The 17,054-nt window shown below is 68.4% G+C and carries 12 protein-coding genes; 5 read left to right on the top strand and 7 right to left on the bottom strand.

Features of this window, described 5'->3' with window-relative positions:
• Positions 1 to 108: 108 nt before the first annotated feature.
• From OD750_RS15915 to OD750_RS15905, 3 genes are all read right to left on the bottom strand, one after another.
• Positions 109 to 1,194, bottom strand: coding sequence for a peptidoglycan -binding protein (locus OD750_RS15915; RefSeq protein ID WP_263541674.1), 1,086 nt, complete (start codon positions 1,192 to 1,194; stop codon positions 109 to 111).
• Complete coding sequence (locus tag OD750_RS15910) at positions 1,194 to 2,282, bottom strand: flagellar motor protein MotA (RefSeq protein ID WP_263541673.1); 1,089 nt, start codon at positions 2,280 to 2,282, stop codon at positions 1,194 to 1,196. Before OD750_RS15910 ends, OD750_RS15915 begins: the two co-directional genes overlap by 1 nt.
• 62 nt (positions 2,283 to 2,344) lie before the next feature.
• Positions 2,345 to 3,157: a TatD family hydrolase gene (locus OD750_RS15905; protein WP_263541672.1), complete on the bottom strand. Its 813-nt coding sequence runs from the start codon at positions 3,155 to 3,157 to the stop codon at positions 2,345 to 2,347.
• Between the two features lie 184 nt (positions 3,158 to 3,341).
• Between OD750_RS15905 and OD750_RS15900 the strand changes: the two genes are divergently transcribed.
• The 3 genes from OD750_RS15900 (at position 3,342) to OD750_RS15890 (ending at position 10,220) form a co-directional block, all read left to right on the top strand.
• A complete protein-coding gene (locus tag OD750_RS15900; RefSeq protein WP_263541671.1) occupies positions 3,342 to 4,589 on the top strand; it encodes a hypothetical protein in 1,248 nt (415 codons plus the stop codon).
• 69 nt (positions 4,590 to 4,658) lie between these two features.
• Positions 4,659 to 7,175 (top strand): ATP-dependent helicase HrpB, encoded by a 2,517-nt coding sequence (gene hrpB, locus OD750_RS15895; RefSeq protein ID WP_263541670.1) that lies wholly within the window; start codon positions 4,659 to 4,661, stop codon positions 7,173 to 7,175.
• Between the two features lie 231 nt (positions 7,176 to 7,406).
• Positions 7,407 to 10,220, top strand: a complete 2,814-nt coding sequence (locus tag OD750_RS15890) for an EAL domain-containing protein (RefSeq protein WP_263541669.1) — start codon at positions 7,407 to 7,409, stop codon at positions 10,218 to 10,220.
• A 3-nt stretch (positions 10,221 to 10,223) separates the two neighbouring features.
• Here the strand turns inward: OD750_RS15890 and OD750_RS15885 are convergent, their stop codons facing one another.
• The 3 genes from OD750_RS15885 to OD750_RS15875 form a co-directional block, all read right to left on the bottom strand.
• Entirely contained in the window at positions 10,224 to 11,105 is an 882-nt protein-coding gene (locus tag OD750_RS15885; RefSeq protein ID WP_263541668.1) for a DUF2167 domain-containing protein, read from the bottom strand.
• Positions 11,106 to 11,171: 66 nt separating this feature from the next.
• Positions 11,172 to 11,942, bottom strand: coding sequence for an ABC transporter permease (locus OD750_RS15880; protein ID WP_263541667.1), 771 nt, complete (start codon positions 11,940 to 11,942; stop codon positions 11,172 to 11,174).
• 22 nt (positions 11,943 to 11,964) lie between these two features.
• The gene (locus OD750_RS15875) at positions 11,965 to 12,903 is read right to left on the bottom strand and encodes an ABC transporter ATP-binding protein (RefSeq protein WP_263541666.1); all 939 of its coding nucleotides are present in this window, start codon (positions 12,901 to 12,903) and stop codon (positions 11,965 to 11,967) included.
• Positions 12,904 to 12,968: 65 nt separating this feature from the next.
• Here OD750_RS15875 and OD750_RS15870 point away from each other — a divergent pair, with 65 nt between their 5' ends.
• Both OD750_RS15870 and OD750_RS15865 read left to right on the top strand, forming a co-directional pair.
• A complete protein-coding gene (locus tag OD750_RS15870; protein ID WP_263541665.1) occupies positions 12,969 to 13,718 on the top strand; it encodes an FAD-binding oxidoreductase in 750 nt (249 codons plus the stop codon).
• Between the two features lie 251 nt (positions 13,719 to 13,969).
• Positions 13,970 to 16,006, top strand: a complete 2,037-nt coding sequence (locus OD750_RS15865) for an amidohydrolase (protein WP_263541664.1) — start codon at positions 13,970 to 13,972, stop codon at positions 16,004 to 16,006.
• Here the strand turns inward: OD750_RS15865 and OD750_RS15860 are convergent.
• Complete coding sequence (locus OD750_RS15860) at positions 16,003 to 16,884, bottom strand: haloalkane dehalogenase (RefSeq protein ID WP_263541663.1); 882 nt, start codon at positions 16,882 to 16,884, stop codon at positions 16,003 to 16,005. The two genes, OD750_RS15865 and OD750_RS15860, sit on opposite strands and share 4 nt — an antisense overlap.
• Between the last annotated feature and the right edge of the window lie 170 nt (positions 16,885 to 17,054).

The following is a 17,054-nucleotide window of genomic DNA, read 5'->3' as shown; positions in this document are numbered from 1 at the left end:
GGGAGAAGGATGGGATGAGGGGGCGCGGCGCAGGATTGCTTCGAGTTTCGGTTTTCGCTGCGGCGTGCCCGTGATGACGGAAAAGAAGACGCAAAACGCCGACGCGCCCTACCGATTCGTCAACTGAATCTCGATCCGCCGGTTCTTCGCCCACGACTCCGGCGTCTCGCCCGCGTCGAGCGGTTGAAATTCGCCGAAACCGTTCGCCGACAGCCGCGGCGCCGGTATCCCCTGCACGACGAGATACTTCACGATCGACACCGCGCGCGCCGACGACAGCTCCCAGTTCGACGGAAAGCGGTCGGTGTGGATCGGGCGCCGGTCGGTGTGGCCGTCGATGCGCAGCACCCAGTCGACCGTCGACGGGATTTCGGCGGACACTTCCTTGAGCGTGTCGGCGAGCTTCTGCATCTGTTCGGCCGCCGGCCCCGACAGCTCCGCCGACGCAGTGTCGAACAGGATGTCGGTCGGCACGACGAAACGGTCGCCGACGATGCGCACATCGGGCCGGTTGCCGAGCGCCTGCCGCAGGCGGCCGAAGAACTCGGAACGGTAGCGTTCGAGTTCGCCGACGCGGTTCGCGAGCGCGATGTTGAGCTGTTTGCCGAGGTCGGCGATCTTGACGTCCTTCGCCTTGGCGTCCTTGTTCGCGACGTCGAGCGCGGCCTGTATCTGCGCGAGCTGCGCGTTGAGCGCGGCCAGCTGGCGGTTCAGGAGTTCGATCTGCGCGATCTGCTGCGTCGAAAGCTCCTTGCCCTTGGCGACTTCGTCCTGGCTCGTGCCGAGTTCGCCGGCGAGCCTCGCGACTTCCGCTTCGAGCTGCGCCTTGAGCGCCTGCAGCGCGCCGATGTCGGTCGACAGCTGCGCGGCCTGCGCCTGCGCGGCGTCGAGCGCGGTCTTAAACGAATCGCGCTCGGTCGTCGCGCTGCCGAGCGACGCCGACAGTTCGTTGACCTTCGTATCGAGCGCGCGGTTCGTGTTCTGCGCGAGCGACAGCGTCTTGGCGAGTTCGGCGACACGCGCGTTGAGATCGTCGAGCGCGCGGTTCTTGCCGGCGAGCGAGTCGGACAGCACGAACTGGCCGATCGCAAACAGCATCAGCACGAACACCATCACCATGATCAGCGACGTCAGCGCGTCGACGAAGCCGGGCCAGATGTCGAGGCCGCGGCGGCGGGCGGCGAGGCTGCGCATCAGCGGCGCTCGACCGGACCGGCCGCCGGACGCCGCTGCTGCCCGTCGATCGCCGCGGCGATCGTGCGCGACAGCAGGCGGAACTCGGCGCGCAGGTCGTCCGACAGCTGCTGGCTGCCGTTCGGCTGCGACGCGAGCGTCTTCAGCACCGTGCGCAGTTCTTCCTGGGCCTCGACGCCCGCATGGCGCTCGCGCGCGTCGCGGCCGAGGAACTCGGTCAGACGGGCGAGCTGTGCGTTGAGTTCGCCGATGTGCTCGTTCGCGGCGCGACGCTCGCGGTCGTTGTCGACGATCGCGCGCTGCATGCGCTCGAGGCCGTCGGCGGTCTGTTCGAGCAGCGCCTGCACGTACGCCGGCACCGAGGCGTCCGCTTCGAATGCGAGCCCGCCGCCGGCCGAGAGCTTCGTCACGCCGGAAAGCCACTCTTCCATTTCGTTGTAAAAGCGATTCTGCGCGTGGCCGGCCTGCAGGTCGAGAAAGCCGATGACGAGCGAGCTGGCGAGGCCGAACAGCGACGTGGAGAAGCTCGTGGCCATGCCGCCGAGCGGTTCGCGCAGATGGTCTTTCAGGTTCGCGAACATCGCCGCGGCGTCGCCGCCGATGCTGAGCGAGCCGATGATGTCCGACACCGAGCGGATCGTCGCGAGCAGGCCCCAGAACGTGCCGAGGAGGCCCAGGAAGATGGCCAGACCGATCAGATAGCGCGACAGGTCGCGCGATTCTTCCAGGCGCAGATAGACGCCGTCGAGCAGCGTGCGCATGGAGCTGGGATTGAGCGCCAGCCGGGCGCCGCGCTCGCGCCCGGACAGCATGCGCGCCATCGGCGCGAGCAACCGCGGTTCGCCGGGTACCGGACGGTCGGGGTTGGCGCGGCGGAAATGCTCGATCCAGTCGATGTCGCGATTGAGGATCAGCACCTGGCGCAGGTTCACGACGATGCCGGCCGCGAGTACCGCGAGAATCACGCCGTTGAAGAACGGGTTGGCCTGGAAGGCGCCGGCGAGACGCGGCGCGATCAGCGCCACGAGCACGGCGACGGCGGCGAGAAAGCCGCCCATCCAGAGAAGACTGCGGTTCGGTCGGGTCATGAGGGCTGGCCTGAGTCGCGTGGGTACCGGCATAGGATGCCGAGCCGTTCTGACCGGTTGCTTTACGGATGGTTCCTTTCGTTGTCCGTCTCGAGGCGGAAAAAGGCGCGTGCGGTGGCCGTACTGGACGCGGCGACCGCCTCGACCGTCTCGCCGCGGTCGCGCGCGATCTCCTCGCAGATGTGCGCAAGGAACATCGGCTCGTTGCGGCGATGGCTCGGCATGGGCTTCAAGTTGCGCGGCAACAGATACGGGCTGTCGGTTTCGATCATCAGCCGGTTCGCCGGGATGTGCGGCACGAGTTCGCGCAGATGCGTGCCGCGCCGCTCGTCGCAGATCCAGCCGGTGACGCCGATGTGGCAGTCGAGATCGAGGTAGTCGAACATTTCCTCGCGCGTGCCGGTGAAGCAGTGCACGACGATCGACCCGAGCCGGTCGCGCAGCGGGCGCAGCATCGCCATGAAATCGTCGTGCGCGTCGCGCTGATGCAGAAACAGCGGCTTGCCGCAGTCGAGCGCGATCTTGAGCTGTTCCTCGAACGCGAACTGCTGCGTCGGGCGCGGCGAGAGGTCGCGGTGGTAGTCGAGCCCGGTTTCGCCGACCGCGAGCACTTCGGGCGCTGCGACGAGTTCGCGCAGTAGCGCGTCGGTTTCCGCGTCGTACTCGGCGGCATGGTGCGGATGCACGCCGGCCGTCGCGTACAGGAGGCCCGGATGCGCGCGTGCGAGCGCGAGCGCGTCGGGACTGCCTTCGCGGCTCGCGCCGGTGACGATCATCTGCGCGACGCCGTGGGCGCGTGCGCGGTCGAGCACCTGCGCAAGATCGTGACGAAACGAGGAGTGGGTCAGGTTGGCGCCGATGTCGACCAGTTGCATGAGGCACGCCGTGGCAAAGAAACCGATTATCCGCCACTTTCACGCGCGTGCGGCGACCGCGGAATTGCGGCAAAGTTCATAGGCAATTCATGCGTTCGCAACCATGCTGCCGGCGGTTCATCGGCATTGTGGACGAATCCCGCCGCGCGCGGCGGGCTACGCAAGTTCTGAAGGAGAGAGACAGATGCATGCACTGAAATGGTTGTTCGCGGCGGCGTTCGCGAGCGGTGCGTTCGCGGCGGTCGCGGCCGACGGCGAAGGCCGCGGTCCGGCGCGCGAAGGCGCATCGATGCGCAGCGTGGCGGCCGAGCTCAACGCGCTGATGCGCGAAAGCCGCACCGAACTCGACGCGTCGCGGATGCCGAAGCTCGCGCTCGAAGGCGCGACGAGCACGTCGGCGCCGGTCGCCAAGGCCACCTCGCCGATCGCCAACAGCTATCGCGCGTATCCGCCGAGCTGCATCGCCGATCCGCTGCCGATTCCGACCGGTGCGAACCAGGTCGGCGGTCGCGTCTATGCGCGCACGTTCACGTTCGACGCGTACAACACCGCCAACGGCCAGTTCCAGACCGAACAGGTCAACGCGTTCATCTGGCGTCTGCCGTGCTCCGGCGGCGATTCGGTGACGCTCCTGACGCTGCGCCGTCTGTCGCAGTACGAGGGCGACTCGAGCTTCTATCCGCTGTTCCCGCTGTTCCGCCTCACGCAGGGCGGCAACACGGCGAAGTTCGTGCGCGTCGCGCAGGAGCCGAACACGGTCATCACGAACCAGGACATCGACACGCCGCTGATCTTCTCGACGACGCTGGTCCTCGAGAACTTCCCGAGCAACAGCTCGGCCACGGCGTACTGGGATTTCAACCTGCCGTTCCGTCTGACGTCCGTGTACCGCAACAACAGCGTCGAAGATCTGTCGGCGCTCGATCCGTATCGCCCGTCGGAGTATCCCGACGCCGCGCTGCCGCTGCCGATCAACGGCTACATGAGCGGCAACTGGACCGACCCGAATCACGTCGGCGAGGGCATCAACCTCGAAGTCGGCGAAGTCGTCGGCACGCAGTCGCGTTATCTCTTCTTCGCGTGGTTCACGTTCGACGGCCTCGGCCTGCCGTACTGGATCAGCGGCGGCGGCGCGCTCAGCAACGCCAACGCCGCCACGCCGACGCGCTCGATCACGGCGCCGGCGATCTATCGCACCGGCGGCGGTTTCGCCGGCGGCTTCGGCGGCGATACGCAGCGCGCGACCTGGGGCGACGTCTCGTTCGAGTTCATCGACTGCAACACCGTGCGCATGAGCTGGCTGACCGCGAATGGCCTGCCGGAGAACACGCCGGGACGCGGTCCGGGCGGTTCGAGCACGAGCGGCAGCCGCACCTGGAAGCGCGGCAGCACGATCAACGGACTGACCTGCGATATGCCGCCGGCGAACTGACCGGCGACAGAGTATACAAAGCACACCGAACGCCCCGCATCGCGGGGCGTTCGCGTTTTCGCATACCCTATGCCGGTGAACGCGCCCGCCTCGCCCGACTTTCCGATCCGCGAAATCCTGCCCGAACTGCTCGCGACGCTCGCCGCCGGCACGCGCCTCGTGCTCGAAGCGCCGCCGGGCGCCGGCAAGACGACCCAAGTGCCGCTCGCGCTCGCCGACGCCGCATGGCTCGCCGGCAAGAAGATCCTCGTGCTCGAGCCGCGCCGCATCGCCGCGCGCGCCGCCGCCGAGTTCATGGCGCGCCAGCTCGGCGAAGACGTCGGCCGCACCGTCGGCTATCGCATCCGCTTCGAGGCGAAAGTTTCCGCCGCGACGCGCATCGAGGTCGTCACCGAAGGCATCTTGACGCGCCTCCTGCAGAGCGATCCGGAACTCGCGGACGTCGGCGCGATCCTGTTCGACGAATTCCACGAACGCCATCTGCACGGCGATCTCGGTGCCGCGCTCGCGCTCGACGTGCAGGCCAACCTGAGGCCGGACCTGCGGCTCGTCGTGATGTCGGCGACGCTCGACGGCGAGCGCGTCGCGCGCTGGCTCGACGCGCCGCGTCTGACCTCGGCCGGGCGCAGCTTTCCGGTGCGCATCGAACATCCCGCACCGCGGCCGAACGAAGACCTGCCGTTCGCGGTGCGCCGCGCGGCCGAACTCGCGCTCGCCGAAACCGACGGCGACGTGCTCGTGTTCCTGCCCGGCAAGCGCGAAATCGACCGCACGCGCGGCGCGCTCGGCGCGCTGCCCGGCGTCGACACGGGGCGACTGGCGCTCGTGCCGCTGCACGGCGAGCTGTCGCTGGCCGAGCAGCGCGCGGCGCTGCGCCCGGCCGACCCCGGCACGCGCCGCATCGTGCTGGCGACGAACGTCGCCGAGTCGAGCGTCACCCTGCCCGGCATCCGCGCGGTGATCGACAGCGGCCTCGCGCGCGAGCCGCGCTTCGATCCGAACTCGGGCTTCACGCGGCTCGAAACGGTGTCGATCGCGCAGTCGTCGGCCGATCAGCGCGCCGGCCGCGCCGGCCGCGTCGCGCCGGGCGTCGCGTATCGGCTGTGGCCGCAGAGCCAGCGGCTGGAGCCGTCGCGCAAACCGGAACTGGAACAAGTGGAATTGTCCGGTCTTGCGCTCGAACTCGCCGCGTGGGGCGCCGATTCGCTCGCCTGGCTCGACGCGCCGCCGGCCGGCGCGCTCGCGCAGTCGCGCGAACTGCTCGTACTGCTCGGCGCGCTCGACGACGCGCGCCGCATCACCGCGCTCGGACGCGACATGCTGGGCGTCGGCACCGCGCCGCGCCTCGCCGCCGCGGCCGTGCGCGCGCCGGCCGCGCAGCGCGGGCTGATCGCCGACATCCTCGCCGCGATCGACGCGCGTTCGCCGTTGCGCGGCGAGTCGGCACGCAGCGACGACTTCCGCACGCGCATCGCCGCGCTGCACGCGTGGCGCGAAGGCGGCGCCCGCGCGGCGCGCGACGCCGACGCCGGCGCGCTCGCCGCGCTCGACCAGGCGAGCCAGGGCTGGCGCCGCCGGCTCGGCAACGCCGCGCCCGCGCGCGGCGTCGCCGACAGCCATGCGCTCGGCGACCTGCTGTTGCATGCCTTTCCCGATCGCGTGGCGAAGCAGGACGCCGGCAATCCGCGCCGCTACGCGCTCGCGAACGGCCGCGGCGTGCGCCTGCACGACAACACCGCGCTGTTCGGCGAGCCGTGGCTCGTCGCGCTCGATCTGCGCTACGAAGAAAAGGACAGCCTCATTCTTTCCGCGGCGCCGTTCGATCCGGCGCTGCTCGAGCGCGACTACGCCGAGCGTTTCCGGCGCGAACGCGTGGTGCGCTGGAACGGCGCGAAGAAAGCCGTCGAGGCGTTCGAGGAGCGCCGTTTCGCCGCGCTGCTGCTCGACCGCCGCCAGGTCGGCGTGACCGCCGCCGACGCCGTGCCGGCGCTGATCGCCGCGGTGAAGGCGCAAGGGCTCGACGCGCTGCCGTGGTCCGACCATGCACGCGAACTGCGCCGCCGCGTCGAATCGCTGCGGCAATGGTGTCCCGAACTCGGCCTGCCCGACGTCAGCGACGAGGCGCTGCTCGCACGGCTCGACGACTGGCTCGCGCCCTATCTCGACGGCAAATCGCGGCTCGAAGCGCTGCGCGCCGACGAATTGTCGCAGGCGCTCGCGGCGATGCTCGACTACGACCAGCGCCGCGCGCTCGACGCGCACGCGCCGGTCGCGCTGCGCGTGCCGAGCGGCAACGAGCGCCGGCTCGACTACGTGCCGGGCCAGCCGCCGGTGCTCGCGGTGAAGCTGCAGGAACTGTTCGGCCTCGCCGACACGCCGCGCATCGCGCAGGGCCGCGTCGCGGTGACGCTGCACCTGCTGTCGCCCGCGCAGCGGCCGATCCAGGTCACGCAGGATCTGAAAGGCTTCTGGGAGCGCACCTACCCGGAAGTGAAAAAAGAACTCAAAGGCCGCTATCCGAAACACCCGTGGCCCGACGATCCGTGGAGCGCCACGCCGACCGCGCGCGCCAAACCGAGAGCGTGACGATCGCCTTCACGCGCCTTTCACGTCGGCGCCGATTATCCCGTCGGATTTTACAGGGTAGTGCGGCAAATTCCCGTTTTCGCATTTACGGGATATTCGCCGTCGTGAATTAATATCGGCGTCGAAACGACGAATGTCAGGGGAGCGTCGATGCCGTCGCCGCGTCGAGTCGAAACGATCCTTGCGCATCGCGGGCAGCACGCGCGCCTGCCGGTCCGGAGCGCCTGACGCATGTTCGTCGGCCCGCCGCTGTCGCCCGAACGCGTCGGCGCGCGCCGGCTGTTTCGGCTGGCCTGGCCGTTCGTCGGCATCGTCGCGGTGCTGGTGCTGCTGTTCGGCGCGAGCATGGACATCCTCTCGGCCGCGCGCGCGTACGTCGGCGGCGAAGGGTTGTGGTCGAAGGCGCAGAAACAGGCGTTCGCGACGCTCGAGCGCTATACGTGGTCGCGCGATCCGGCCGACCATCGCGCGTTCCTGCGCGAGATCGACGTCTCGCTCGGCGACCGCGCCGCACGCGCGGAACTCGAGCGCCGCGACCCCGACTACGCGGCGACGCGCGACGGTTTCCTGCGCGGACGCAACCATCCCGACGACGTGCCGGCGCTGGTGCGCCTGTTTCGCAACTTCAGCCGCACCGCGGATTTCGCCGAAGCGGTCGCGATCTGGACGCGCGCCGACACGCTGATCGACGAGGCCGTCGCGCTCGGCAAGGAAATCCACGCGCACATCGCCGACGCGACGCCGCCCGACTACGACCTCGCGGCGGCGCGCGCGCGCCTCGTCGAACTCGACGGCCGGCTCACGCCGCTCGAAAACGCGTTCTCGCAGGCGCTCGGCGAACTGTCGCGCCGCACGCGCTTTCTGCTCAACCTCGTGATCGCCGCGATCGCGGTTGTGCTCGTCGCGTTCGCGGTGCTGCGCACGCGCCGGCTGCTGCTCGAAAGCGACGCGTTCGAACGCGCGTCCAAGCGCAGCGAGGCGCGTTTCGAGCGCGCGGTGTCCGATTCGAGCGACGGCCTGTGGGAATGGGACCGCGTCGAACGCAGCTTGTATCTTTCGCCGCATTTTTACGAATTGCTCGATCTTGAAGCCACGCAGGCGCCGCGCGAGCCGGTCGAGATCTTCGCGCGCGTGCACCCGCAGGATCGCGCGCCGCTCCTGCGCCTGTTGCGCCGGCATTTCCGGCGCGGGGTCCGCTTCGACATGGAGTGCCGCCTGCGCCGCCGCGACGGCGACCACGCCTGGGTGCGCGCGCGCGGCCATGCCGAGCGCGACGACAGCGGTCGCGTCGTGCGCGTCGGCGGATCGATCGCCGACATCGGCGATCGCAAGCGTGCCGAGGCGCAGCTGTTCGCCGAAAAGGAACGCGCGCAGGTCACGCTCGAGTCGATCGGCGACGCGGTCGTCGCGACCGACGTGCAAGGGTCGGTCGAATACCTCAATCCGGTGGCCGAGGCGCTGACCGGCTGGACCAACGCGCAGGCGCGCGGCCTGCCGCTCGCCGGCGTGTGCGACATCCTCGACGAGGCAACCGGTGCGCCGGTGCGCGACCCGGTCGAAGCGGTGCTGCGCGAGCGCGGCACGGTGGCGCTCGGCACGAAGCTGCTCTTGCGCCGCCGTCACGGCGGCAGCACGCCGATCGACGAAACCGCGACGCCGATCCGCGACCGCACCGGCGAGATCGACGGCGTCGTGCTCGTGTTTCGCGACGTCAGCCGCGAGCGGCAGTATTCCGAGACGCTGTCGTACCAGGCGAGCCACGACCTCCTGACCGGCCTCGTCAACCGGCACGAATTCGAGCGGCGCCTCGATCAGTCGCTGCAGCAGGCGCGCCTGTCGCAGCGCCCGCATGCGCTGCTGTACATCGACCTCGACCAGTTCAAGCTCGTCAACGACACCGCCGGCCACGCGGCCGGCGACGAGCTGCTGCGCCAGATCGGCAAGCTGCTGCAGCGGCAGGTGCGCGAGAACGACACGATCGCGCGCCTGGGCGGCGACGAGTTCGCGGTGCTGCTCGACAACTGTCCGCCGGAAGCCGCGCTCAAGGTCGCGCACAAGCTGCGCCAGTCGATCGCCGAGCATCCGTTCCATTTCGGCCAGCGCAGCTTCGCGGTGCGCGCGAGCGTGGGCCTCCTCGATCTGGGCGCCGCGCCGCTGACGCGCGACGACGTGCTCGGCCTCGCCGACGCCGCGTGCTACGTCGCCAAAGACCAGGGCCGCGACCGCGTCTACCGCTACCACCCCGACGACGCGCTGCTCAATCTGCGCCGCGGCGAAATGGAATGGGTCGACCGCCTGCATCGCGCGCTCGACCAGGGCCGCTTGCGGCTGTACCGCCAGGAGATACTCGCGCTGTCGACGATCGCGCCGGCGGGCGCGCATTTCGAAGTGCTGCTGCGGCTGGAGGAGTCGGGCCGCACGGTGCTGCCGATGACGTTCATTCCGGCGGCCGAGCGCTACGGCCTGATGCCTCTGATCGACCGATGGGTCTTGCGCGCGACGCTGCATCGTCTCGCCGTGGCGCAGGAGCTGGGCGCCGAACGCGTCGCGCTGTGCGCGATCAATCTCTCGGGCGCGTCGCTCGCCGACGCCGATTTCATCCACTATGCCAAAGAGCAATTTCGCCACTTTCGCGTCGCGCCGTCGACGGTGTGTTTCGAGATCACCGAGACCGTCGCGATCGCCGATCTGGCGCGCGCCGGCGAGTTCATGCAGCAGCTGCGCGACATCGGCTGCCGCTTCGCGCTCGACGACTTCGGCGTCGGCATGTCGTCGCTGAATTACCTGAAGAACCTGCCGGTCGATTTTCTGAAGATCGACGGCGCGTTCGTCAAGGACATGCGCCACGACCGCATCGACCGCGCGATGGTCGAGGCGATCGCGCGCGTGGGTCAGGTCATGGGCAAGGCGACGATCGCCGAAATGGTCGAAGACGCCGCGACGCTCGCCGACGCCCGCGCGATCGGCATCGACTACGCGCAGGGCTACGCGGTGTCGCGTCCGCGACCCTTCACGGTCGGCCGCAACGCGACCGACCGTGTCTGATCCTCAGTCCTTCTTGCGGCCGAACAGCTTGCCGACCAGCGCGATCAGACCGACCACCGCGATGCCGACGAATTTCTTGCCGGCGACGAGCAGCGCGAGCAGCTTCGCGAACAGGCCGGCCTTCGACGCGAGCGCGCCGCCGACGAGCGCGGCGACGCCGTAGGCGGCCATCTTGTCGGTCGACGGATTGAAGTCGGCGTAGCGATAGCCCTCGTCGAATTCGGTCATCGCGAGCACGCGCTGCATACCGGTTTCGACCGTCGCGAGCTCGCTGACCGGCGCGATGGCGTTCAGGCTCAGGTAGCCGCTGCGGCCGAGCACGCGGATGTCGTAGTTGAGCGTGTTGCTGTCGGTGCCTTCGAATTTCAGTTCTTTCGCCCAGTAGATCTTGCTCGACGCCTGGTCGTAGTGCGGCTTGGCGGCCCAGCCGACGAGGTCGACCGTCGGATAGCCCTGCTTCTTGCGCTCGGCGTTCGAGTCGCGCGTCGCGGCCTGCATTTCCTTGAGCATCTTGTCGTAGTCGGTGCTCGACGCGTCCGCGTCCGAGACGTGACCCTCGTCTTCCCGCGTCAGCACGACCGCCCACGATTTTTCGCTGACCAGCGCCTTCTCGCCGCCCGGCAGCAGCATGCCGAGCACATCGGCGTCGGGCGGATTGCCCCACAGCTGCTCGAGCACCTTCTGCGCGTCGGCGGCGCCGAGATAGCGGTATTCCGGCGCGAGCTTGAGCGTCGCATGCGCCTCGGGCACCGTCACGGTGCCGGACTGAAAGTGAAGCCCTTCGAGAAACGCCTTGACGTCGGCGCGCTCGGCGAGCGCCTGAGCGTGGGCGGTGCCGGCGCACGCGAGCGCCGCCGCCATGACGAGACTGCGGAACAAATCCATTGCCTTTCCCCATGAAACCCGATCGGACGCGGGCCGTCGCAGCTTACGCCGCTCCGGCCGCGCCCGCTACGCGCGCAGGCCGACGCCGCGGTGCAGCAGCCGCATCGCGACCGCCCCGAGAATCACGGTGGCCGCGACCATCACGCCGAACGCGAGCCACAGGTTCACGTCGCTCGTGCCGAGCAGGCCGTAGCGGAACGCGTTGACCATGTACAGGATCGGGTTCGCCATCGAAACCGTGTGCCACGGCTGCGGCAGCATCTCGACCGAGTAGAACACGCCGCCGAGGTACGTCAGCGGCGTCAGCACGAACGTGGGCACGATCGCGACGTCGTCGAACTTCTTCGCGTACACCGCGTTGACGAAGCCCGCGAGCGCGAACACGACCGCCGCGAGCAGCACCGCCGCGAGCGTCGCGAACGGATGGGCGATGCGGGTGTGCGTGAAGAAATACGACAGGCCCAGCACGATCGCGCCGACGATCAGGCCGCGCACGACGGCACCGGCGACGTAGCCGGTCAGGATCACCCAGCTCGGCATCGGCGAGACGAGCATTTCCTCGACGTAGCGCCCGAACTTGGCGCCGAAGAACGAACTGGAGATGTTGCCGTACGCGTTCTGGATCACGCTCATCATGATGAGGCCCGGAACGATGTAGTCGATGTAGCTGTGCTCGTGGATCTTGATGTTCTTGCCGAGCAGGCTGCCGAACACGACGAAGTACAGCGTCATCGTGATCGCCGGCGGCAGGAGCGTCTGGCTCCAGATGCGCATGATGCGCGAGACTTCGCGGCGGACGATCGTGCCGAGAGCGACGAGATGGTTCGAGGCGTTCATGCGGTGCTTTGGGTTCCGTGGCTCAGGCGGCGGCGACGCCGGCGTTGCTCTCGACGAGGCGCACGAACAGCTCTTCGAGCCGGTTCGCCTTGTTGCGCATCGACGTGACGGTGATGCCGCGCGCCGACAGCGCGGCGAACAGCGAGTTGAGATCGTGCGTGCGCGACATCTCGGCTTCGAGCGTGTGCTCGTCCAGGCGCACGATGCGCACGCCCGGCACGTCCGGCAGCGCCGCGTCGTTCGCCGTGACGTCGAGCACGAACGTCTCGACGTCGAGCTTGCCGAGCAGATGCTTCATCGACGTGTTCTCGATGATCGTGCCCTTGTCGATGATCGCGATGTTGCGGCACAGCTGTTCGGCTTCTTCCAGATAGTGCGTCGTCAGGATCACCGTCGTGCCGGCGCGGTTGATCTCGCTGACGAAGCGCCACATCGCGCGGCGGATTTCGATGTCGACGCCGGCGGTCGGCTCGTCGAGAATCAGCAGGCGCGGCTCGTTCATCATCGCGCGGGCGATCATCAGGCGCCGCTTCATGCCGCCCGACAGCGTGCGCGCCGGCGCGTCCATCTTCTCCCACAGACTCAGCTCGCGCAGGTACTTCTCGGCGCGCTGCATCGCCACGTCGCGCGCGATGCCGTAGAAGCCGGCGGAATTGACGCAGATCTGGAACGGCGTCTCGAAGATGTTGAAATTCAGTTCCTGCGGCACGAGCCCGATCATCTGCATCGCCGCGCGCCGCTCGCGGTGGATCGAGTGGCCGAACACGCGCGCGTCGCCGCCGCTGGCGTTGACGAGCGACGACAGAATGCCGATCAGGGTCGACTTGCCGGCCCCGTTGGGGCCCAGCAGCGCGAAGAAATCGCCGGGCTGCACGGTCAGCGAGACGCCCTTGAGCGCCTGCACGCCGCTGGCATAGGTCTTGGTCAGTTGGTCGACTTCGAGCGCGGGAACGGGGCTCATGGGCTGCGCGGCGGGATGGGGGCGGGTAGTATACGGCCCCCTTTGCCCTTCATTGGTTCCTGTCCGTGGCCGAACATTTTCCGTTACGTCTCGTATCGAGCTACATGCTGGCCGACAGCGTGCGCCATCTCGTGTTCGAGCGCGCCGACGGCCAGCCGTTCGCGTTCGCGCCGGGGCAGTTCATCCAGGTGCATTTCCACTACGCCGACGGCAAGCCGACGAAGCGCAGCTATTCGGTCGCGACGATCGGCGCGGGCGACGCGACGCCGGTCGAGCGCGTCGAGATCGCCGTCTCGTACGTCGAAGGCGGTGCGGCGACCGAGCTGCTGGCCAACCTCAAGGAAGGCGAGTCGATCGACGCGAGCGGCCCCTACGGGCGTTTCTGCCTGTTCGACGCCGATGCGAACAAGCGCTACCTGCTGGTCGGCACCGGCACGGGCATCACGCCGTACCGCGCGATGCTGCCGCAGATCCGCAAGGTCATCGCCGACCGCGGCGCCGAGGTCTACGTGATCTTCGGCGCGCGCAGCGAACGCGAACTGCTGTACGCGCAGGATTTCATCGATTTCGAGCACGAGAACCCGGGCTTCCGCTTCTACGCGTGCCTGTCGCGCGAACAGCGCTCGCTGCCGCGCCTGTACGACCGCAGCGGCTACGTGCAGAACCTGCTGGCGGAGCTGGCGCCCGATCCGGCCGGCGACATTGCGTACTTGTGCGGTAATCCCAATATGGTCGACCAGGCCTTCGCGCAGCTCAAGGAGTCGGGGCTGCCGGTGCCGCATATCCGGCGCGAGAAGTACGTCTCGTCGCGCTGAGCCTGGAGAACCCTCTCCCCCAAGCTCGCTTGGGGGAGAGGGCAGGGTGAGGGGGCGACGCCCGGCACTGCGTAGAGCTAGACGAAGACTCCGGCGCCCCCCCCTCACCCCGACCCTCTCCCCCGACAGCCGTCGGGGGAGAGGGGGAAGAACGCAATTGCGACTTTGCGCGCAATGACAAAACGCTCACGTCCGGCGAGCTACTTTGGGAAAGTGTTCGGTTTTCCCATTCCGCCCTCCGGAGGTCAGCCATGCGCCGTCCGAGTAGCCTCGCCGTGCCCGCGTTTTGTGCCCTTGTCGCCGCCTGCGCATCGTCGCCGCCGCAGCCGCCACCGTCGTCGCCGCCCGCCGAGCCGGTGCAGCGCGCGGAACTCGTGATCCTGTCGGCCAACGTCGTCACGATGAACGATGCGAAGCCCTCGGCGCAGGCCGTCGCGGTGTCGCAGGGCCGCATCCAGGCGATCGGCACCGACGAAGCGGTCAAGGCGCTCGTCGGCAAGGACACCGTCGTCATCCACGCCGAACCCGGTACGACGGTGATGCCGGGCTTCATCGACGCGCACTCGCACACGGCCGGCTACGCGTTCTACAACGATCCGGTGCACTGGATCGACGTCTCCAGCGTCAACATGTACTTCAAGCCGCATCCGGGCGACCCGCGCTGCAAGACGCCGGACGATCCGCAGCACTGCTTCATTCCGGTGAAGACGCAGGCCGACGTCGAAGCGCGCATCAAGCGCAGGCTCGCCGACATCGAAGCGGGCCGCTCCGACTTCAAGATGGTGCTCGCGTTCAACTACGACCCGGCGCGCCTGGGCCGCGGCGACGGCTGCAAGCCCAAGGACGGCGTCGGCTTTGCGTGCCGCACGTTCGAAAACGGCCGCGCGCGCGAACAGCTCGACAAGCTGTCCAAGACCGTTCCGATCTATGTCGCGAGCGAGTCGGGCCATATCGGCTACGTCAACACGCCGGCGCTCAATCTGCTCAACATCTGCGGCGTCGAAGGCGCGACCGAGCCGTGCTACCAGCCGACGACGAACCCCGAGGAGGAAACCGAGCTCGCGCGGATCGGCCAGCTCGACGAAGACCTGTGCCTGTACGGCACCGGCCATTTCCAGAGCAAGTACGTGCTCAAGGGCAACAAGGGCCTGGGCCCGAAGCTGATGCACGACGGTGCGATGATCTACGCGAACCACGGCTTCACGCTCGTGCAGGAAGGCGCGGCCAATGCCGGCCTCGTCGCGCTGTACGAGGAAGTCCTGCGGCCGGGTCAGACGCAGTACCCGCCGTTCCCGACCGCCGTCGCGATCATCGCGTACGACGCAGCGTCCGCCGACTTCAACAAGACGCTCGAGACCGGCCTCGCCGCGCGCGCGCTGATCGGCGAGAAGAATCCGCTGCTCTCGGTCGCGGCGCTGAAAAGCTTCGCCGACGGCTCGCCGCAGGGCTTCACGGCGAACCTCGACGCGCCGTACCTGAACTTGTATCGGCCGTTCACCGAAAAGCGCATCTTCAAGCAGCCGTACACCGGCCTGCCCGACGTCGACGGCCGCGACCTGCACCAGCGGCTCGAGATCTCGCACAAGCACGGCTTTCCGATGGTGATCCACCAGAACGGCGACAAGTCGATCACCGAAGCGGTCGACGCGATTCTCGCCGCGTCGCCGGCGCCAACCGGCAAGCGCGACGTCGTGCTGCACGCGCCGATGATCACGACCGATCAGATCGAAAGTCTCGCCAAACGCGGCGACGTCGCCGCGAGCTATCTGATCCAGAACGTCTATTTCTGGGGCCTGCCCGAATGCCACCAGGTGCTCGGCAAGGACCGCGTCGTGAACATGTATCCGGTGCGCCAGTCGATCCGCGCCGGACTGCGCTCGACGTTCCACAGCGACAGCCCGGTGACCACGCCGTATCCGCTGTTCGAAGCGTGGGTCGCCAAGACGCGCCGCGCGCAGGAGATGCCGTGGTACGTCAGCGCGAAGACGGCCGGCTGCCCGGCGGTGCTGATCGACGACAATCTGCCGCCCGGCGACCAGAGCATCTCGATTCGCGAGAGCCTGCGTGCCGTGACCGTCCACGCCGCGTGGCAGTACGGCATGGAGAACGAGCGCGGCACGCTGGAGGTCGGCAAGTACGCCGACATGGTGATGCTGTCGGCCGATCCGCTCGCGATGGAGAACGCGCCCGACCAGTTGAAGACCGTGCGCGTACTGCGCACGATCCGCTACGGGCACGTCGTGGAGAACCCGAACGCGAACGATCCGCCGATATGGCCGGGTGACTAACCGCCGCGCAGCGCCAGGACGAATTCACGCAACGCCGCACCGATCGCGTGCGGCGAATCCTCCTGCACCGTGAACAGGCCCGGCACCGTCACTTCGCGCTGCGCGGGCCAGGTGCGGCAGAAGTCGCGCGCGTCGCCGGTGACGAGCGAACCCGGATCGGCGTTGACGAACAGCTTCGGTATCGACGTCGTCGCCATGAACGCGCCGTAGGCTTCGACGATCGCGAGCACGTCGGCCGGCTCGCCGCCGATCGGCTGCTCGCGCGCCCAGTCGAGCATCGGCTGTCGCGACTCGCGCCGCGCGAACGGCATGCGGTACATCGCCATTTCCGCGTCGCTCAATGTGCGTCGAATACCGCGCGGCAGTCCCTGTTCGACGAAGTAGTTGTCGTCGAACACCATGGCGACGCCGCGTTCGCCGCGCAGGTCGGCAAACACCTGCGCGCGCGTGCCGGGGAAGTCTTCCCAGCGGCGCGGCAGCACGAGCGATTCCATATGCGCGATGCCCGCGACGCGCGACGGATGCCGCCGTGCCCAGTCGAAACCGAGACCCGAGCCCCACGCCTGCACGACGAGCACGACGCGCTCGAGCGCGAGCGCGTCGAACCACGCGTCGAGATGGCGGGCGTGGTCGATGAAGCGATAGGTGCCGGTCGCGGACGGACCCGACTGCCCCATGCCGACGAGGTCGGGCGCGAGGCAGCGGCCGATGTCGGCGACGTGGGGGATGACGTTGCGCCAGACGTAGGACCAGGTCGGGTTGCCGTGCAGGAAGACGATCGGGTCGCCGGCACCCACGTCGACGTAGCTCAGCTCCGTGTCGAGCAGGTTGATGCGGTGGCGCGGGTGGTGGTCGGTCGGGTCGATGGGCTCTGTCATGACGTCGTTCCGTTCAGGGTTCGCTTCACAGGTTTCGCATGGCATCGACCTGACGGCCTTGCGCGGCCTATCGACCAGAGCCGTCATACCGGCGAAGTCCGGTATCCCGCTTTTTACGCAAAGCAAGCGCATGAACACCAAGTCACGCCACGCATAGCCCTCTCCCCCAA

Source organism: Tahibacter soli (assembly GCF_025717065.2).
In the GTDB taxonomy this organism is placed as follows: Bacteria; Pseudomonadota; Gammaproteobacteria; order Xanthomonadales; family Rhodanobacteraceae; genus Tahibacter; species Tahibacter soli.
This window is presented reverse-complemented; position numbering and strand designations above follow the sequence as displayed.